18 protein-coding genes are annotated in these 18808 nt (G+C 45.4%); 11 read left to right on the top strand and 7 right to left on the bottom strand.

Annotated features, from left to right (window positions below; genetic code table 11):
• Window positions 1-33: 33 nt before the first annotated feature.
• Window positions 34-516, bottom strand: coding sequence for an ArpU family phage packaging/lysis transcriptional regulator (locus CS562_RS11545; protein WP_064640192.1), 483 nt, complete (start codon window positions 514-516; stop codon window positions 34-36).
• Between the two features lie 877 nt (window positions 517-1393).
• Here CS562_RS11545 and CS562_RS11540 point away from each other — a divergent pair.
• The 3 genes from CS562_RS11540 (at window position 1394) to CS562_RS11530 (ending at window position 4281) form a co-directional block, all read left to right on the top strand.
• Window positions 1394-1840, top strand: a complete 447-nt coding sequence (locus CS562_RS11540) for a helix-turn-helix domain-containing protein (protein ID WP_076291444.1) — start codon at window positions 1394-1396, stop codon at window positions 1838-1840.
• Window positions 1841-1882: 42 nt separating this feature from the next.
• On the top strand, window positions 1883-2290 hold the full coding sequence (locus tag CS562_RS11535; RefSeq protein WP_062323893.1) for an ImmA/IrrE family metallo-endopeptidase: 408 nt from the start codon (window positions 1883-1885) through the stop codon (window positions 2288-2290).
• A 191-nt stretch (window positions 2291-2481) separates the two neighbouring features.
• Window positions 2482-4281: a 5'-nucleotidase C-terminal domain-containing protein gene (locus CS562_RS11530; RefSeq protein WP_099855755.1), complete on the top strand. Its 1800-nt coding sequence runs from the start codon at window positions 2482-2484 to the stop codon at window positions 4279-4281.
• 586 nt (window positions 4282-4867) lie between these two features.
• On the opposite strand, the gene CS562_RS11525 is transcribed toward CS562_RS11530, so the two are convergent.
• On the bottom strand, window positions 4868-6637 hold the full coding sequence (locus CS562_RS11525; RefSeq protein WP_099855753.1) for a proline--tRNA ligase: 1770 nt from the start codon (window positions 6635-6637) through the stop codon (window positions 4868-4870).
• A gap of 415 nt (window positions 6638-7052) precedes the next feature.
• On the bottom strand, window positions 7053-8999 hold the full coding sequence (locus CS562_RS11520; RefSeq protein ID WP_257219457.1) for an FAD-dependent oxidoreductase: 1947 nt from the start codon (window positions 8997-8999) through the stop codon (window positions 7053-7055).
• Between the two features lie 436 nt (window positions 9000-9435).
• On the opposite strand from CS562_RS11520, the gene CS562_RS11515 reads away from it, so the two are divergent.
• Complete coding sequence (locus tag CS562_RS11515) at window positions 9436-10107, top strand: 3'-5' exonuclease (RefSeq protein WP_076291441.1); 672 nt, start codon at window positions 9436-9438, stop codon at window positions 10105-10107.
• 55 nt (window positions 10108-10162) lie between these two features.
• On the opposite strand, the gene CS562_RS11510 is transcribed toward CS562_RS11515, so the two are convergent.
• From CS562_RS11510 to CS562_RS32900, 3 genes are all read right to left on the bottom strand, one after another.
• A complete protein-coding gene (locus CS562_RS11510) occupies window positions 10163-11128 on the bottom strand; it encodes a helix-turn-helix transcriptional regulator (protein WP_076291440.1) in 966 nt (321 codons plus the stop codon).
• Window positions 11129-11290: 162 nt separating this feature from the next.
• On the bottom strand, window positions 11291-11995 hold the full coding sequence (locus CS562_RS11505) for a hypothetical protein (protein ID WP_125477267.1): 705 nt from the start codon (window positions 11993-11995) through the stop codon (window positions 11291-11293).
• A 207-nt stretch (window positions 11996-12202) separates the two neighbouring features.
• A complete protein-coding gene (locus tag CS562_RS32900; protein WP_180287102.1) occupies window positions 12203-12370 on the bottom strand; it encodes a hypothetical protein in 168 nt (55 codons plus the stop codon).
• A gap of 340 nt (window positions 12371-12710) precedes the next feature.
• On the opposite strand from CS562_RS32900, the gene CS562_RS11500 reads away from it, so the two are divergent.
• The 6 genes from CS562_RS11500 to queF all read left to right on the top strand — a co-directional run bounded on the left by CS562_RS11500 (window position 12711) and on the right by queF (window position 16786).
• Window positions 12711-13166, top strand: coding sequence for a hypothetical protein (locus CS562_RS11500; protein ID WP_024632428.1), 456 nt, complete (start codon window positions 12711-12713; stop codon window positions 13164-13166).
• A gap of 18 nt (window positions 13167-13184) precedes the next feature.
• Complete coding sequence (locus tag CS562_RS11495) at window positions 13185-13889, top strand: AIM24 family protein (RefSeq protein ID WP_063564567.1); 705 nt, start codon at window positions 13185-13187, stop codon at window positions 13887-13889.
• A gap of 360 nt (window positions 13890-14249) precedes the next feature.
• A complete protein-coding gene (queC, locus tag CS562_RS11490) occupies window positions 14250-14939 on the top strand; it encodes a 7-cyano-7-deazaguanine synthase QueC (RefSeq protein WP_099855951.1) in 690 nt (229 codons plus the stop codon).
• A complete protein-coding gene (queD, locus tag CS562_RS11485) occupies window positions 14936-15427 on the top strand; it encodes a 6-carboxytetrahydropterin synthase QueD (RefSeq protein WP_099855749.1) in 492 nt (163 codons plus the stop codon). Before queC ends, queD begins: the two co-directional genes overlap by 4 nt.
• Entirely contained in the window at window positions 15420-16172 is a 753-nt protein-coding gene (gene queE / locus CS562_RS11480) for a 7-carboxy-7-deazaguanine synthase QueE (RefSeq protein ID WP_099855747.1), read from the top strand. The genes queD and queE overlap by 8 nt, the downstream gene beginning before the upstream one ends.
• A 122-nt stretch (window positions 16173-16294) precedes the next feature.
• The gene (gene queF / locus CS562_RS11475; RefSeq protein WP_063564570.1) at window positions 16295-16786 is read left to right on the top strand and encodes a preQ(1) synthase; all 492 of its coding nucleotides are present in this window, start codon (window positions 16295-16297) and stop codon (window positions 16784-16786) included.
• 146 nt (window positions 16787-16932) lie between these two features.
• Here the strand turns inward: queF and CS562_RS11470 are convergent, their stop codons facing one another.
• Window positions 16933-17145, bottom strand: a complete 213-nt coding sequence (locus tag CS562_RS11470) for a hypothetical protein (RefSeq protein WP_099855745.1) — start codon at window positions 17143-17145, stop codon at window positions 16933-16935.
• A 217-nt stretch (window positions 17146-17362) separates the two neighbouring features.
• Here CS562_RS11470 and CS562_RS11465 point away from each other — a divergent pair, with 217 nt between their 5' ends.
• Window positions 17363-18631: an MFS transporter gene (locus CS562_RS11465; protein ID WP_062324021.1), complete on the top strand. Its 1269-nt coding sequence runs from the start codon at window positions 17363-17365 to the stop codon at window positions 18629-18631.
• Window positions 18632-18808: the final 177 nt, after the last annotated feature.

The following is an 18808-nucleotide window of genomic DNA, read 5'->3' as shown; positions in this document are numbered from 1 at the left end:
AGGATATAAAAGGATGAACTTCTAGCTTCACCTCTAGCCCAGCTTCTGTCGCTCTTTACGAGATGCAGATAAAGGCTCCATATTAATGAGACCCCGATCTGACAGAGCCAGCGCCATTTTATAGAAAGCACGTGTCCGAATCTTCGTATACGTATCCTTGCTGACAGGCGGGTCAAACACATGGTTATACACTTTATAGTCAAATACATCGTCATCCTTCAGATAACGTTCTCTGACAAGTACACGTTCCTTCTCGCTCAGTCGAGATACCACAAAATCAATCGTATCGCAGTACGCCTGACGTGCGCGCTGTACATCCACATTATAGATTGCCGTTCTGGCAGTGGAATCCCCGGTCACATTCGTTGCACCATGGAAACGCTCTGCGTAACTCGCCGTCACCATTACCTCTCGTTCTTCAAAAGCAATCGTTTTATAAATCCGGTATTTTTCCAGCGCGGCTTCAACAGCAGTCTGTGTTTTGCGTCGGTCCAATTCGGGCAGCATCAGTTCCATATTCATTCTCCTCCTTTAACATTCGTTATAGAATGAAAGTCTATTAGCTTCGCATGTTCCACTCTGATGACAGAAAAATCTTACGATCGCTGTTATCCCCAGATTTTTTCTGTCCTCTTCGTATGCGTAACTTAAAGTTCATTCTATAAAAGTTAAACTCGCATTCATCTCATCTTTGGTATTTTGTATTATTCGGTTCCAGTCGCTTACGGGTACAATAGATAGACGAATAGAAGCTTTTCGATCTACCTATTGCTGATTTGAATCGCTCTCTGGATGAATACAAAATACTCCTTTTATTAGAGTTATCCAGTTCTCTGAAATAGTAACGGCATTATTCAACTTTTTTCTGTTGCCTTTTGGAATCAATTAAAGTCAGCTATGAAGCAGGAATAATCATTTTCCTCATCATCCAACCTTGTCTCAACTTTACATTTTGTTCGTATTTTGTTCGTATTTCTATTTGAGGATACCACTTTCTGGGGATCGGCGTAAACCTTCATTTTGGGTCGTTTTAACTATAAAATAAAACCCGCGCTCTCATTTCCTTTACCTTTTGGCATAATTGTTTCATATCCCTTTACCTAATGGTATATATACGATATAGTACAGATAATTAAAGATCCTCGTATAAGTCATTTGATTTTTATATCTTAAGATAGAATTCTAGATTAGCACGTCTACGGAGAGGGTAGAAAAAACCTGGAGAAGCGTAGCGTTCACCTTTATCACCGGATTTCTCCCTTTTGAGAAGGGAATCAAAGAAATCTGGGGATAACAGTGATGGAAGGTTGTTCTGCCATCGGAGTGACTCGTGTGAGACAAGTTCTCTTAATATATAATTCAAGCACTTGTACGAATCAAAGGAGTGGCATGAATTGTGGAGCACGCTTTTGGTCCTTATCTGAAACAACTGCGCGAGCAACAGGGATACAGCATCAATCAGCTCGCCGAAGCAGCAGGAATCAGCAACTCGCAAATTTCACGCATTGAGAATGGGGTTCGCGGAGTTCCCAAGCCCGCTACCATCCGCAAAATCTCCGATGCACTCTCGGTTCCCTACGCGGATATGATGAAACAGGCCGGATATCTGGAAAACGGAAATACAGAAAGTCAGCTCCATGACGCTCCAGAATGGGCAACTTACAAGGACCGTCGAGACTTCAAAAAGATGCTCGAGGACGAGGATGATCTGATGTTTGACGGCATCCCGCTGGATAATGAGGATAAGAAACGAATCAAGGATGTCCTGACAGGTCTGTTCTGGGAAGCCAAACAGATGAACAAACGCAAAAAAACGAACGATCCGGACGAGCGCCCATGAAGCATTTCAAGCTGAACAAACTAAAGCAGCAGGTGAGATGATATGGATGACATTGTAACAAAGCTGATTCGAAAACACCGGACCAACTGCCCTTTCAGCATTGCCAGAGCCATTGGAATACAGATCCGGTTCACCAATCTGGGCAAGTCTACCAAAGGACTGTATTTCCGAAAGCTCCGTCGCAGATTTATCGTCATTCACAATGATTTACCGCCGGAATGGCAGCGTTTCGTGTGTGCCCATGAACTTGGACATGACCGATTGCACAAAGGCATAAACCGCTTCTTTCTGGAGGAACACTCCTATTTTGCCCCAGGCAAGCTGGAAAGACAGGCCAATCGTTTTGCCATACAGCTTCTAACTTCAGGGGTGATGCCAGAGCCGGATGAATCACTGGAGAAATTTTGTTTGCGTACTGGACTGCCACGTGAAGTGCAGCATTTTTTTTAGTCTTTTTAAGAACATACGTTCCTTTGAAACAAAATTCTCTCTTCATCTTCCACTTTAAAAATCAGATGTCACTTTCAGGTTACCTATTTTTACGTGAATAGCGAGATTTCCTAATAGTAGTCTGGTAAAATACAACATGAGTTGTGTAAACGCTCACGTAGATTATTATTTTGGGGAGGTTACTGATTTATATGAAAATCTGGAAGACTTATGTTTCACTTATGCTAACGCTCTGTTTGCTGTTTGGCAGTGTAGGCATTGCCGCTGCTGCAACGGATACCACTCCGGGCACAGGTAAGCACATTACTATTCTACATACGAATGACACGCACGCACGCGCAGTTGAGTCCTCACCTGCGATGGGTTTCGCCAAAGTTGCTGGAATTGCGGACAAATACCGTAGCGAAAACCCAAATACCCTTCTGCTGGATGCCGGAGATGCAGTGCATGGTACAACCTTTGCTACACTCGTTAACGGTGAGAGCATTGTCAAAGTAATGAACGAAATTGGTTATCAGGCGATTGTACCGGGTAACCACGAATTCAACTACGGTTCCGAGCGCCTCATCGAACTTGCGGATATGATGAACTTCCCCATGCTCAGTGCCAATGTGAAAAAGAAAGACGGAACTCGTCTCTTCGAGCCTTATCTCATTAAAGAAGTAGACGGCGTGAAGATCGGTATCATTGCACTGACTACACCGGAAACGATGTACAAAACAAATCCGAAAAATGTGGAAGGTCTTGATATTACAGACCCAACTGCGGAAGCCAAAGTTCTTGTGAACGAAATTCGCAGCAAAGTAGATGTTGTTGTTGTATTGGGACACCTTGGACAAGACGCGTCCAGCACCGATACTAGCTTCAAAGTTGTAAAAGAAGTGCCAGGCATTGATGTATTCATCGACGGTCATAGCCATACGGTTCTGCAAGATGGACTTGTATCCGATAACGGAACATTGATCGCCAGCGCTGGAGAATATACAAACTTTGTAGGCGTGATCGACCTGTGGGTTGACGGCGGCAAAGTAACGAAAAAACAAGCTACACTGATTGATGAAACGGAAGCAAAAGACATCAAACCAAATGAGAAAGTTGCCACATTGGTGAACTCCATTCAGAAAGAACAAGAACCCATTCTGAAAGAAGAAGTAGCCAATACAGCGATTCTGCTGGACGGCAAACGCGAACAAGTACGCGCAGGTGAAACGAACCTGGGTGACCTGCTGGCAGATGCCATCCGTGACGTCAGCAAAGCCGATATCGCACTCACCAACGGTGGCGGTATTCGTTCTTCTATTGAAAAAGGTATCGTGACTAAAGGTGATATCATTACTGTCCTTCCTTTTGGTAATCAGGTTGTAACGCTTGAAGTAACAGGCTCCGATGTAATCGCAGCCCTTGAAAACGGTGTAGGATCTTATCCAGAACCAAGTGGCGGATTCCCACAAGTATCCGGAATGACATTCAGCATTGATTCTTCCGCTGCAAAAGGCAGCCGTGTACACTCCGTCATGATCGGAGATAAAGCCCTTGATCCAAAAGCAACGTACACCATGGCTACGAATGATTTCACTGCTGTTGGCGGTGATGAGTACACGATGTTTGCAAAATACACAACGTCCGGCATGTACGGTGCTATGGATGAAGCGTTGATCGAATACATGCAAAAACTGGGCGCTGTAGATATCAAAACAGATGGTCGAATTAAGGAAGCAAAAGCTCCTGCGGTTGAACCGGAAGCTCCAGTAACGGAAACACCAGCTCCAACTACACCGAAACCAGAGACACCAAAACCAGAAACACCGTCGAAACCGACGCCAAGCAAACCAGCTCCAGCCAAAGTGCATGTTGTAAAATCCGGAGATTCCTTGTATTCCATCTCCAAACAATACGGTACCACTTGGCAAGCTCTGCAAAAGCTGAATAAGATCAAAAATCCACACTGGATTTATCCAGGTCAGCAATTGAAACTGCCTGCAGCCTCTTAAGTTCTGAGAAGAGCAGATATTTGCACAATAAGATTCAAAAAAAAGGGTGTCCCTCAAGCCATAACCGGCTGATGGACACCCTTTTCTATTTTACTTATTACATCACTCCGTAGTTAACCTACCGAGTTGTACACTCCATGTTTTCATGAATATAGCTTTGCTGCAAAAATAAATCCCCAAAGCCACTTTAAGAAATCCCTTCATCCCATGCCCTCTACCATGGACTATAGAAGAAATATCCCAAATTGCCACTCTCATGCGGTTATTTCACATTCAAAACGCTATATTTCTTGTTCCATGATTTGCGTATTTGCACATGCATAGATTCCTGACATGTTACGCTTGAAGCTCTTATGGACAAACCGACTGTATACAGAATACAGTTTTTCAAATTCTAGTTATTTGGTATGACAATACGCAAATAGTGTTGCATTCTTACATGACTATAGCCCTCTTTTTAATGCTTTAATCCGTTACATAACCACAAACATCTCTTACCGCATAATATCCGGACCTATTATACATCGTTCTATTATATAGAGGCACGTAGCACGGTTTCATAAGGATATATGTTTTTAATTCCGGACTATAGCTGTTCCTTCACCTGACTTACAGCCTCTTGTGCCGACAGACTGATTCGTTTGGATTCACCTCGTGCTGCAAGAACATGCGATCCAAATTCTACCTGTCCCTCTGCTGCACCTCGGCCAATAACAATCTGGACAGGCAAACCGATTAATTCCGAATCCTTGAACTTCACCCCTGGCCGTTCATCACGATCATCTACCAGTACACTGTATCCGGCTTCTAATAGTTGTTGTTCCAGTTCCAGTGTGAGCTCACGTTGCTGTTCATCCTTCCAGCTCATTGGGATCAGATGTACATGATAAGGTGCGATGGCTGACGGCCAACGGATACCATCTTCTCCGGCATATTGTTCAGCAATAGCGGCCATCAGACGAGACACACCGATACCGTAACAACCCATTACAGGTGCGCACTGCCGTCCATTGCGATCCAGGAAGGATGCTCCCATAGCGTCACTGTACTTGGTTCCCAGTTTGAAGATATGCCCCACTTCTATTCCTTTTGTGAATACAAGCGCTTCTCCACAGGTTGGGCAGCCGTCACCTTCAGCAGCGAATCGGATTCGATCTACTTTGTCCAAAGCAAAATCTTTACCTGGAACTACATTCGAATAGTGTACATCAACTTCATTCGCTCCTGTAATGGCACGTTCCATTGCAGCTACATCCGCATCTACTACAATCGGCAGATCCAGTCCAATGGGACCCAGGAAACCTACAGTTAATTTCGGATGACTTGCAAGAGCAGTTTCATCAGCCAGAATCAGCTCCTCTACACCCAATACCTGCTTCAGCGTAATATCATTCACTTCATGATCCCCACGAACAAGTGCAGCTACCAGTTGACCATCGGCCTGATAAAGCAATGTTTTGATCATGTGCTTGGCATCCTTGCCCACAAAGGCGCTTAACTCATTGATCGTACGTACACCTGGCGTTTGGATACGAACCAACGTGTCACCCTCGGGATTCCCATCAGCTTTTTCAACCATTTTTAGGTCAGCAGAAGCTTCCGCTTTTCCTGGATTCTTAGCAGAAGATTTAGAAATCTGATACCCCGCCTTCTCCAGATTTGCGGCATATCCACAGTGTTTGCAGGTTACGATCGTATCTTCTCCCACATCAGCAAGTGCCATGAATTCGTGGGTCTCCCCTTGACCACCAATGGTGCCCGCATCAGCTTCCACTCGAATATATTCCAGTCCACAACGCTCCAAAATGCGCGAATATGCTGTATTCATGGACTGATAGGTGCGATCCAGCTCTTCCCAATCGGAAGCAAAAGAGTACGCATCCTTCATGATGAACTCCCGTCCCCGCAGCAATCCAAATCTTGGACGACGTTCATCTCTGAATTTGGTTCCAATCTGATAAAGTGTAAACGGCAGCTTCCGATAAGAATTAACCTCGTCACGAGCTAGTGCAGTCACAACTTCTTCATGGGTAGGACCCAGGGCGAATTCTCGTGCATGGCGATCCTTCAGACGCATCAACTCAGGGCCATACTGTGTATATCTCCCGGATTCTTCCCATAGCTCAGCAGGCTGCATGATTGGCAACAATACTTCCTGACATCCTGCACGGTCCATTTCTTCCCGAACGATTCGTTCGACATTCAGCAAGATACGACGTCCCAAGGGTAGGTAACTGTATATCCCTGCTGCAAGTTGGCGAATCATTCCCGAGCGCAATAACCAGCGATGCCCTGCTGCATCTGCCTCTGCTGGTGCTTCACGTAATGTTGGAACAAGCATTTCACTTTGACGCATCTTGTCACACCCCTTATTCTTCTATTCATTATTGTTAATCTGGTTATAAACAGCAAAAAAACACATCCGTCAAGGGACGAATGTGTCGTGGTACCACCCTTATTTAACTGCACTTTGCCGGTCGACTCTGCCATCAAATCATCAAGGCATTGACCATAAACCGGTTCTCCGTTTGCAACCTATACAAAACGTGAACATGCAGTCCTTCAGAGCATAACGGGCCCATCCGGCGAAGGTTACAGGCCGTTCGGGCCTTCTCCTCCGCAGCTCGCGAGGTAGGAATAACGAAACAGCAACAGAAACCTTGCACTAAGCGGTTTCCTCTCTGTAGAAGCTGGCTGACGTAATTATGTCCTCGTTGATCGCTGTTATCATTTTGATCACCATAGTGTATTTACAAGAAGTTGTCAACCATTCACTCAAATACTACCCCCAAATAATATTCCACCACATCACGGATGAGCATGTACGCGTCTCCATTCGTAAGCTCGTTTTTGTTTGCTATACCAGCAAGCGTGTCCTCGCTTACGAAGTTCTGCATTTGCAATTGAGTAAGTGCCAATTCAGGTGTAGTTTCAGCTTCAGTAGCTCCCATTGCCAAACATATCATATACGCAGCCTGATCCAGAGTTAAAGGTAAGGCGGAAGCATTCTTCATACTCACAACAACTTTATCTGCACTGCCTGTATAAAAGCTTGGAAACATGGCTTGCAATCTTTTCAATTTACTTAAGTAACGTTCCGGATTCATACCCGTATCCAGATCCCAACCATCATTATTATAATTACCTGAGGCCATGTACATACTCGCGGCAGCAAGTAACCCTCTATAATCCTTATGCTCCATGTACTCGGGCTTCTCAAAATTATGCATCGACAGATCCATGCCTTGTTTCTCCAGCATCTTACGCAATTCGGTTGCACGCTCCTCGGAAGCTGAGAGTTCCCGGAAGGACTCTTTATGTACATATGCCAATTTGACAGCTGCTCCAGCGGCTTCTCCAGTAGCCATCCCCAGAGGGACGACTCTTGCGCTTCCATGTGGAATCGTGTCAAAACTTGCTGCTCGTCCTACTACTAACAGACCATCAACTTTCAATGGGACAAGCGAACGGAAAGGTACACCATATTGAACTGGACTCAGCATAATGGTACCGGGATTGCCCACACTCGTGCTCTGAATATCGATATCGTATGAACCATAACCAATTGCATCCCAATGATCTCGATTCTCCATAACATCAGCAAGTGTCAGACGATACTCACCATAGATGTGACGTGATTCTCTCACGTAAAGCTCATTCGCCGTTCCGGCATATTCAAGCCCTGCAAACTCCTCGTAATTTTTCTTCAAAAAATCAACGATCAAAGGAGCTTCCTTCCGCCCTATTTCCAGTCCTTCTTTCACAGATGCCGGATTCAGCGGATCTACTCCAAAGATCTGCATCGTATTGATCAAGATGGTATCATCGTTTTGTCTCCCAATGTTCAGACTACGAATCTTGATACGTTGCGGATCGGTCGATTCATATTTTCGCGCATCACCGTATCCCCAGGCACTCATTTTATCCACGCCCGTACCTTCTCTTTCCCTGAACTTCTGCCATACTTCATCTGTAACACCACTTAACTTAAATACAAGCGTAGAGACCATCTTGGCTTTTCCATCTCCAATGTCCTGTCTACCTATGGAATATGGGACCCCAGCCGCCGCTGCAATATCTGCATCCTGCGTAGCGTCAATGATTGAACGTGTTGCAATTTTTATAATGGTTCCGTCTTCTTTAGTGATGTTCATCCCCATAATTGTAGTTCGCCCTTCCAAGGCAGACTCAGTAATGGGCTCCAAATGTTTGACATTCATCAGAAGGTCAATGTTAGGTTCGGAATGAATCATTCGATAGAATACGTTAGCCGCTGTATGGGTATCAAACGAACTGCCCTCAATCTGGTCAAACCATTCCTGGAAAATCCCTTTATTCAGAAAATCAGGCTGTCGAAGACTGCTCAACCATTGCGGCTGATCAGGAGAGTAATTCAAATCTAACGTATTAAGTCCCCCTTCGGTCATCAACCCTCCCATCATGTTGCGATCTCTTGCTTCAACCAACAATACCCGCATCCCATTGCGGGCAGCAGATAACGCAGCCGTAATTCCCTCCGGATCAGTTCCAGCAACAATAACGTTATAAGAATCGGACAGCGTTGTGCTAGATTGTACAGTCTCCAATGGCTGCCATATATAATTATTATTGAATTTATAGTTCTTGTTCCAGATATAAAAGGCAGCATAAGCTGCACTAAATAAAATAATAAATACAGCGGCTGTAATTGCTGTTGCTTTCATTTTTTTGCTAACCAAAATAATTAATCCTCCACTATGTAATGTAAATTCATAAAAACTATTAATGTATCACTAACTCCGATATTCTTCCAACAAAATGCTACCCTCCTCTCTGACCAAAAATGTCCATAAAAAAAACACTCCCCAACGGTTTGCACCATGTCAGGAAATGTTGATTATATCGGCCTCATGTCATGATTAAGATCCTACGATTTTGCATAACAATGACAACAAAAACTTGGACTGCATCCTAACTTTATCCATTATAAAGACCCCTTTTTGCAATGTAAAGGCATATCAAACATATACACTTCATATAAAAAGAAACTTCAACACTCCCCAACTGTTATTACTCACTCTCCATGAATTGCTGGGCGATGGCTGACATGGCCGTGCGTTCCCTGTAATATAGAGAAATAGAAACCATGTATTAATTGATAAAGGAGTTTGTCCTATGCCATATATTATTTACGATCTTGAATTCACGGTAAGTCGCAATACACGATACTCTTCTGAAATTATAGATATCGGTGCCGTCAAAGTAACGGAAGGTGAGAACGGCCTGTACGTATCGGACACGTTCCACACTTATGTTCGTCCATCCAATAAATCGGTGCTGTCCGCCGATACGATTCAGTTTACGGGTATTACGCAGAAAGACATTGACGCAGCCCCTCTTTTTCCGGAAGCACTGAATCAATTTATTGCCTGGATGGGAACTGAATCCTATTACATGTGCTCCTGGGGACCGGATGACCGCGCCAAACTGATTTCTCATTGTCGCACTCATCAACTCGATGTAGCCTGGATCACCAACCACAATGATATTCAACAGCAATGGTCACGCACAGTACGCAAGGAAGGAAAATTCCGTCAGCTTGGACTCGCTCAGGCTCTTGAACTGTGTGGTATTGAATTCGATGGCACTCAGCACCGCGCTTTGGATGATGCGATTAATACAGCCAAAGTATTCATACATCAATTTGATCAGTTCAAACTGGAAACCAATTGCGCCGCAGATGATGAGGGCATCACATCCAAAGTGGTCTATTCCAGTAGTGTAGAAGATGACGAGAAAGATTCCCCTTTCGGTAACCTTGCACACCTGTTCAAGACCAAAGAATAATGGACTACGATTGCATGTTGAACAAAGGCAGACCAGCCATGATCTGCATTGAAGTTCAGTTGTAGATCTCCCTCCAACGTTCCAGACGTTCTTTCATCATGAGGCGGCATTTCTCGGGTTCCAGAATTTCAGCATCGGGTCCATATTGAGACAACCACGTTAGAAACCCTTCTTCATCACTCAATATGGCTTCAAACAACAACGTGCCTTCCGGTTCAATCGTCAAGATGGGGCGTGCAAAAAACTGCTCCTGCATGACACGCTCCACAGCGTGCGGTGAGAATCTGATTTTGAAAGCAGTCCACTCCGTACTGCCGCTAAGTTCCTGTGGCGTACGGAAGTGAGATTGTAAAAGGTAGTCATCTTTGCGGAACGTGCGTGGCAAAATCCGAACCCTGTACAAACGGTTCACTTGAAATATTCTCAGTTTCTCTGACAGGTGACAATACGCCAACAGATCAAATCGGTATTCACGAGGAATAAGACAGTAGGGGTCCATTCGTGCAATCCCCTTTTTACCTTGAAACAGATATTCTCCTTCAATAGTGTTCTGGGAAATTCCGGCCTGAAGCAAGGTCACCAGTGAATGATTCAGAAGTTCGGTACTTTCATTTTGCCAAGCAGAAGTACCCACCTTGAACAACCCGCCAATTTGCTCAGACCATTCCACTCGCTCTGTTTTGTTTTTCTGACTCGAAGCAACCACTTTCTCATACGCGCTCTCAAAAGCAGGCTTCAGCAACGGACGAATATTCTCCATGACTTCTGCCAGGTGCATAAAGGCTTGAGCTTCTTCATCAGACCAATTCAGCGGATACATGGCAAAATGGCTGATAAACATGTATCCTCTCCCGTGTCCCATATTGGCGATGGGGATATGCATTGCACTGAGGGCCTCCATGTCGCGGTATATCGTCCTTTCCGTTGTCTCGCACCGCTCGGCAAGCTCACGGGCCAGAATACCCGGCTTGGCCTGCACAAGAGTAATAATGCGCATTAATCGGATCAGTCGGTCTGTCATTTTGCCGGACCCTCCACGATGTTGTTTCAATAAATTCGATACAACTCCATCCATTTTTTTATTATTATGTTGTTTAGTACATTCGACTTATTCCTTGACTTCACCTTCAAAAATTTATGTAGAAACATTCCTTTCCGTACCAACTTCCCTAGTTCTTTATCCCTATTCACCTAACATCGTTTTTCCGCGATTATGAACCATGGAATTAAAAGTAATCCCGTAATGGTGCCGAAGTTTCTCCACAATTTCGGCTTCCGCATAATAATCCAGATCCTGTTTTCGTGCCGCTTCAATTAACAGAGCATCTGCGTGACGACGCAGCATGTCGCTGCCCTCTTGTGTACGACCTCTTTCATAAGCGCGCAAAGCTTGTTTAATCAAAGGAACGGTTTCATTTAATTTGATTGTCTTCTCTACCTTGGGATCTACCGGCTGGCGCAGCATGCCCAGATGACTGGTGTACTGAATGTACAACTGTTCTCTGCGCAGCAGTACTCTCTGGCTTTGTTTCAATTTTCGCGTACTCCAATAAGCTGAACATACGGCACTTTTCCCCGATACACGAGGTCCCATAGCGAATTCGAGTAAAATTTGTTTACTCTCTCCCTTGTATACATCTCCAAGTCTTAGAACCCAACCGATATCCGTTTCTTTGGAACGACAGCCGTAGATGCCTTTAAGCTGAATTCCAAATTCCGGTTTGAGCAAAAGTTCCAAGTCTCGCGACACAATTTTGGGTGCTATTTTCCTGAGTCTTTTGGCAGGGGATCCATTACGCCACTCTACCATCATATATACGGGGTCCGCTCCCCCTGTCGGTATGGCCTCTCTATTCCACGAATAAGATACTTCAAAGACTGAGTTCACTGGTAGTCTCTCCCCCGATTTATATGTATTATCTTCTAAGTTATCAGGGTAAATGGACACTATATTGTCACGGAACATATGTTCGCAGGAAATTTTTCCATAATATTAGTTTCTCGTCCCTAAATCCGTGTAATTACGACAATAAACGACGAAAAAGCTTGGCAGTATGCCAAGCTTTTAGACCACTTTTATATGACAAGTCCTAACTTAAATCGTAGTAGTATTCATTCCCATTTTGTGTGAATTTTGTATAGAATCAGGTTCTGTAATCGGAGCATAAGTAATACTGTCGATAATCAATTCACGCCCGATTGGCTCACCATTTACAGTGATCATAATCGTTTTGGTTGTTGCAACTTGTTTAGTTGTGTACATACGTTTCTACCCCTTCGTATTCACGATCTTCTTAAAAATCGGATATATTGTTTTCACTCATTAAATTACAAATTTCGTTAATATGAATAGCAGGCACCCGGAGCTGAAGTAAAAGAATGATGTCAAGACCGTCCGCAGTGCTGCTCTGTCCTTCTATTACCCCGGCGGCCTAGAAATTAAACACCTGTCCACATGTATTGATTTATTCTCATATAGGGTAATTAAAACTACATCATCTTGAACCCATTGTCCTGGTTTTGACGTATAATGTAAGAGCCGTATTTCAACAAATGACGACGAAATCGGCAAACGATTATGTAACCGAAAGAAGGTGTCATTCATGCCAAAACCCATTCAGGGTTATTTCATTCGGGTGTTATTCACCACATGTGTATTGTTTACTGTTTCTTTGACTTCTACAGTCAGTGCAGCAAATGCCAATATATTCTCCGATATCTATAGTGGATGGGAACGAGTCTCCGAGCTTCCTGGAGAAGTGAACGCCTTGCAGGAAAGCTATAAACAGACGCTGGAGCAGTTGAATCAGACTTCTGCCCAATTGGGACAAGCCCAGGCAAATGTCGAAGCATTCAAGGCCCAGAACGAGTTGCTGCTAGCGCAAAACGAAAAACTGACCGACATGGTGAGCAAGCTGCAAAATGATCAGGATGCCAAAACGGCAACGGCCAAACGCATTCAAACGATGATTATCACAGCCGTTTCACTCATATTGGGATACTTTATTCTGATTCGAGTGATGCGCTGGGGAATGCGTCGCCGTTCAGGCCGAGTATAAAAGAACAGGAGCAACCGCATGCACATACACCTGAATAATGCCGAAGCTGGCGGAGCCGGACAAGTGGTCACGTTCTCGTTGATCCAGGACGACCGCCTGCATATTCTCCATCCCCAGCAAATTGTCGCTTTTCGCGGCCCAAGCAGCAGTCGCAATGATAAATTTATGAATATTTCGGGTATCTATCGCAAAAAAAAGCTGATCAAATCCGAAATTACCGGTCCTTGTCAATTTGTGGCCGCCCTGCCTCCCGGCTTCACCATGAAGGAAGTTGAACTGAGTGAGAACAGCGATCTGCTGTACGACTTCCGCCATCTTTTCTTCTACTCTGACGGCGTCACGATGCACACCAAAATTCAAAAAATCAAAAACATGCTCATCACTCGGGATGCCGTGAAAATGAAGTTTTCGGGCAAAGGCAAAATTGGATTGCTGACACAAGGTCAGGTCTGCCAGCAGGAACTGCACCCTACCGCACCACTGTACGTGGATGCAGGCAGTATTATCGCCTATCCTGAGAACGCGCAGCTTGAACTTACCGTATACGGGAACAACCTTGCCAGCCAGCATATGAACTATCATTGGAAGATGACAGGACATGGCTCTGTACTTTTTCAGGCTGGTCGTGAAAATCATAGGCTGGAACAGGATATGAACGATGAAGGCTTATTTAAGCGGATTCTGAAAGAAGTCATTCCTTTTGGAAATGTATTGATCAAATAAGTCCAGATGACGTTAGGCTCGGTTATAAATGGGTTCTCATGGAAAGCATGCTCACCGTATTGGAAATGTGATATACTGTACCGGACAATTGAAGAAGAAAATCCATGCCTATGGCATGGGAGAGGTTCGCGAACTCCCTCTATAAGACTCGACCATTAAAAGGTCAATAAGTCTTGCGTACATTTTAGGTAACAACGTACGTAAAAAACTAAGGACACTAGATCGTGCCTGCTTTTTTGAAGCAGCCTACGAGAAGGTGTGTTTTTTGATGGATGCCAGTTCATGAACTTCTCTGTTCTTCCGACGCTCTGTGCCTATGTGCATGGATTGATCTTAAGAAGATGGAGAGGTTTTTTTATGTTGAACGAAGAAAAAGCAGTCGTTGTATTCAGCGGCGGTCAGGACAGTACAACTTGTTTGTTCTGGGCCAAACAGCAATTTGCTGAGGTTGAGGTAGTTACCTTCGATTACGGCCAGCGTCACAAGCTGGAGATTGAATGCGCCGCAGAAATCGCTCGCGATCTGGGTGTGCAGCAAACGGTACTGGATATGAGCTTGTTAAACCAACTCGCGCCCAATGCACTCACCCGTACGGATGTAGAGATTACGCATGAGGAAGGCGAACTGCCGAGTACGTTCGTGGATGGACGGAATTTGCTGTTCCTCAGTTTTGCAGCCATTATGGCGAAGCAAAAAGGGGCTCGTCATCTCGTTACAGGTGTATGCGAAACGGATTTCAGCGGTTACCCGGATTGTCGGGATTCGTTTGTGAAATCGATGAATGTAACGCTGAATCTGTCCATGGACTACCCGTTTGTCATTCACACCCCACTGATGTGGCTGGACAAAGCCCAAACATGGAAAATGGCAGATGAGCTTGGTGCCTTCGATTATGTGCGGGAGCGCACACTGACCTGTTATAACGGGATTATTGGCGATGGCTGCGGAGAATGTCCTGCCTGCAAACTGCGCAAAGCCGGACTGGATCGCTATCTGGAGCAACGCACGAATTCTGCTACTGTTGGAACTGCGGGAGCGGACGTACGATGAGAGAACCGGGAACATTTCGTATTGTTGAACGGTTGCAGCGGATTGGAGAAGATATCCTCCCTGCACAGCTTCGCTATCATCGCAAACGTGTGCTTGTCAGCAAGGAGTTTACGTTTGACGCTGCGCATCATCTGCATTGTTATGAAGGCAAGTGCAAAAATTTGCACGGGCATACGTATAAAGTTGTTTTTGGCATTAGCGGTTATCCGGGTGAGACCGGACTTACGGTTGATTTTGGCCATATCAAGGATATATGGAAAACACAAATTGAAGGGTATCTCGATCATCAGTATCTGAACGAAACCCTTCCCCTCATGAACACAACAGCTGAAAATATGGTCGTCTGGTTGTTCGAGCAGATGGAACATGCCTTGCAGACCGAACCGTATTCCGCACTGACTGAGGGTGGTAGAACAGAGTTTGTCCGCTTATACGAGACGCCAACCAGTTACGCCGAGGCTAGACGGGAGTGGATGATCGATGAGTAGTGTGGAACAGAGCAAAGAGGCTCGTATTCCTGTGATGGAAATCTTCGGCCCGACGGTTCAAGGTGAAGGCATGGTTATTGGGCAGAAAACGATGTTCGTCCGCACCGCGGGCTGCGATTATCGATGCTCCTGGTGCGATTCGGCCTTTACTTGGGACGGCAGTGGCAAGGATCTGATTCAAATGATTACGCCGGAGGACGTGTGGAACGAGCTGCGCCGCGTTGGCGGCTCGCGCTTCTCCCATGTGACCATCTCAGGCGGCAACCCTGCCCTGCTCGCTTCGCTGGGGGGATTGGTTAAGCTGCTTGGAAAAAACGGCATCCGCACCGCGGTAGAAACGCAGGGCTCCCGTTGGCAGACTTGGTTGGCGGACATTGACGAAGTCACCGTCTCGCCCAAGCCTCCCAGCTCAGGCATGAACACTGACTGGGCTGTGCTGGATGATCTGATCCACCAACTGGCTGCTCGCCCGGTGGAACGAAGCCACAGTCTGAAAATCGTGATTTTCGATGAGACAGACTTGGACTATGCCCGCCGTGTGCATGCACGGTATCCGGGCACGGATTTATTTTTGCAAACCGGGAACCCGGATGTCACTTCTGCTGATACCCCAGATCTGGCGTCTTCGCTGCTTGCCCGTTATGAGTGGCTGATTGACCAAGTCAGTGCTTCCGATGATCTGAACGACGTTCGTGTGCTGCCACAGCTGCATACCCTTGTGTGGGGCAACAAGCGCGGCGTCTGATGGGCATATGGGTGGAATGGGCGGCATGATGTAATTTTGGTAACAACCAGAGGCTAAAATGGCCTATCATATATACCGGTAAGCTTCGTGCGTCGCCGGAAATAAGGAGCGTTTACGAATTCATGAGACAACCTGATGAAATGCAAGATCTAACGTTGCTGGGCAACCAGGGCGTAAAATATACGTTTGAATATGATCCGGGAATTCTGGAAAACTTCGATAACAAACACCCGTACCGAGATTATTTTGTCAAATTCAACTGCCCGGAGTTCACCAGCCTGTGCCCGATCACGGGTCAGCCGGACTTTGCAACGATCTATATCAGCTACATCCCTGATGTGAAAATGGTGGAGAGCAAGTCACTTAAGCTGTACCTGTTCAGCTTCCGCAACCATGGTGATTTCCACGAAGATTGTGTGAACATCATTATGAACGACCTGATCAAACTGATGGACCCACGCTTCATCGAAGTGTGGGGTAAATTCACGCCGCGCGGCGGCATTTCCATCGATCCGTACACCAACTACGGCAAACCGGGTACGAAGTATGAGCAAATGGCTGAGCATCGCATGATGAATCATGATATGTATCCAGAGACGATTGATAATCGTTAATTGGGTAGATACACCAATTATGCTTTGTATAAAATTATAGAGCAAACAAAAGCCGAACACTTCTATCTTAAGAAGTTCGGCTTTTGTTTTTTTTGTATGCTATGGAACGTGAGCGTTTGCAATAATCGTATGGATTGGACTCGCATTCAAGGGTTATGATCTTCCTTCAGTTCTTTCACTTTCTTGATATAGTGTCTCAACATAAGAACACCAATAGACTGAACAACCACAAAAAATCCGATAGCAAAGTACAGAGACGTCGATGCAACATAGATAGTCAGAAAAGTCATGACTGCCATAAATAGAATGGTCATTGCCAAATTACGTTTGGCGAGAACATATGGTGATAGAGATTTCATATGGATCAGTCCTTTATCATTTCTGATTTAGTAGAACTTTAATAGTAGAATCTTTAAAGTATATCAATAGTTTACATTATAAAGAGAACGTTAATTTCACCTGTTCCCCTTGTCGGCCTTTCAAATCTGTCCTATTATGTAACAATATGCTTAGGCACATCACATCATCAGGCGCTGATCCCTCGTGACCGCGACCAAAGGAGAACTGTTCATGTCCATGCAAAATTCATTATCCAAAGACGCCGCTGCGCGTTCGAAAGCTCCACCCGGATTGGATGCTCAAGGTACCGTTTACCGGATCTTAATTGCCATCAGTCTGGTCCATTTGTTCAACGATTCAATCCAATCTGTCATTCCAGCTATTTTTCCAATTCTGAAAGACTCCATGCATCTCACGTATACGCAGATCGGATGGATTTCGTTTGCTATTAACTTTACTGCGTCCATCATGCAGCCTGTTGTAGGCTGGTTTGCTGATAAAAAACCGACACCATCCATTCTGCCCATCGGTATGGGCTTTACGTTTACCGGTATGTTATTGCTTGCCTTCGCCGACAGTTATATGGCTGTCCTGATCTCTGTCATCTTTGTTGGGCTCGGTTCGGCGGCTTTCCATCCAGAGGGTTCACGGGTATCCCATATGGCCGCAGGGCCTCGTAGAGGTCTCGCTCAGTCAATCTTCCAGGTGGGCGGTAACGCCGGTCAATCCTTGGCACCATTGCTCACCAGATGGATTTTCATCCCTTTTGGGTTGTTCGGTGCCATCGGATTCACGGGCATTGCAGCTGCGGGAATCGCGGTTCAAATCTACATCGCTCGCTGGTATGGACGCATGCTGCAATCGGGAGGATATTTGCGCAGACAAGCTGCAGCTCGTCGTGCTCCCAATCCAGCATTACGTAAAAAGATTGCTGCTGCCATAACCATTTTGATTCTGCTCGTCTTTGTCCGTTCGTGGTATGTCGCTTCGATCGGCAGCTTCTATGCGTTTAACCTGAAGGATACATTTAACTTGTCCACAGAGGACGCACAGATCTATATCTTCCTGTTCCTGGCGGCTGGGGCTCTTGGTACGTTCTTTGGTGGTCCACTGGCAGATCGCTTCGGTAAACGCAACATGATCTTCCTGTCAATGGCTGGAGCCGCTCCACTGGCGCTGCTGCTGCCTTATGCGAATCTGTTCTGGACAGCCGTGTTGCTGAGTATTATTGGGTTCATCATGTTGTCCAGCTTCTCGGTGACCGTGGTGTATGCACAAATGTTGATTCCAGGTAAAATCGGGACCGTCTCCGGCCTGATTACTGGTCTGGCATTTGGTATGGGCGGTCTGGGGGCACTCGTGCTGGGGAACTGGATCGACGTGTTCGGCGTATCTCCAGTAATGCAAATGTGCAGCTTCCTGCCACTGATCGGTATCTTCACCTTCCTGCTTCCATCGGATAAGCTGTTGAACCGTTGGGCGGAAGAGAACGGTAGCGAAGAATAACAGATCCTATATAATCTAAGCTCCAATATACAATGAAACAAAAGTACGCTGTTAAGACAGCCTAATGAAAAGTAACGTCAGATCGTTAACCAAGCTGGAATTAACGCCAGCATATGCAAATGCAAATGGGATGAAGCCTGTACCTTTAGGGCTTCATCCCGTTTTTGTATTGTTAGC

Origin of the sequence: Paenibacillus sp. LK1 (assembly GCF_002750415.1) — a bacterium.
Taxonomy (GTDB): domain Bacteria; phylum Bacillota; class Bacilli; order Paenibacillales; family Paenibacillaceae; genus Paenibacillus; species Paenibacillus taichungensis.
This window is presented reverse-complemented; position numbering and strand designations above follow the sequence as displayed.

Bases quoted from the DNA above. Each gene is read 5' to 3' on its own strand.
- CS562_RS11545 (WP_064640192.1), bottom strand. From the start codon at position 516: ATGGAACTGATGCTGCCCGAATTGGACCGACGCAAAACACAGACTGCT.
- CS562_RS11535 (WP_062323893.1), top strand. From the start codon at position 1,883: ATGGATGACATTGTAACAAAGCTGATTCGAAAACACCGGACCAACTGC.
- CS562_RS11530 (WP_099855755.1), top strand. From the start codon at position 2,482: ATGAAAATCTGGAAGACTTATGTTTCACTTATGCTAACGCTCTGTTTG.
- CS562_RS11525 (WP_099855753.1), bottom strand. From the start codon at position 6,637: ATGCGTCAAAGTGAAATGCTTGTTCCAACATTACGTGAAGCACCAGCA.
- CS562_RS11515 (WP_076291441.1), top strand. From the start codon at position 9,436: ATGCCATATATTATTTACGATCTTGAATTCACGGTAAGTCGCAATACA.
- CS562_RS11510 (WP_076291440.1), bottom strand. From the start codon at position 11,128: ATGACAGACCGACTGATCCGATTAATGCGCATTATTACTCTTGTGCAG.
- CS562_RS32900 (WP_180287102.1), bottom strand. From the start codon at position 12,370: ATGTACACAACTAAACAAGTTGCAACAACCAAAACGATTATGATCACT.
- CS562_RS11500 (WP_024632428.1), top strand. From the start codon at position 12,711: ATGCCAAAACCCATTCAGGGTTATTTCATTCGGGTGTTATTCACCACA.
- CS562_RS11495 (WP_063564567.1), top strand. From the start codon at position 13,185: ATGCACATACACCTGAATAATGCCGAAGCTGGCGGAGCCGGACAAGTG.
- queD (WP_099855749.1), top strand. From the start codon at position 14,936: ATGAGAGAACCGGGAACATTTCGTATTGTTGAACGGTTGCAGCGGATT.
- queE (WP_099855747.1), top strand. From the start codon at position 15,420: ATGAGTAGTGTGGAACAGAGCAAAGAGGCTCGTATTCCTGTGATGGAA.
- queF (WP_063564570.1), top strand. From the start codon at position 16,295: ATGAGACAACCTGATGAAATGCAAGATCTAACGTTGCTGGGCAACCAG.
- CS562_RS11470 (WP_099855745.1), bottom strand. From the start codon at position 17,145: ATGAAATCTCTATCACCATATGTTCTCGCCAAACGTAATTTGGCAATG.
- CS562_RS11465 (WP_062324021.1), top strand. From the start codon at position 17,363: ATGCAAAATTCATTATCCAAAGACGCCGCTGCGCGTTCGAAAGCTCCA.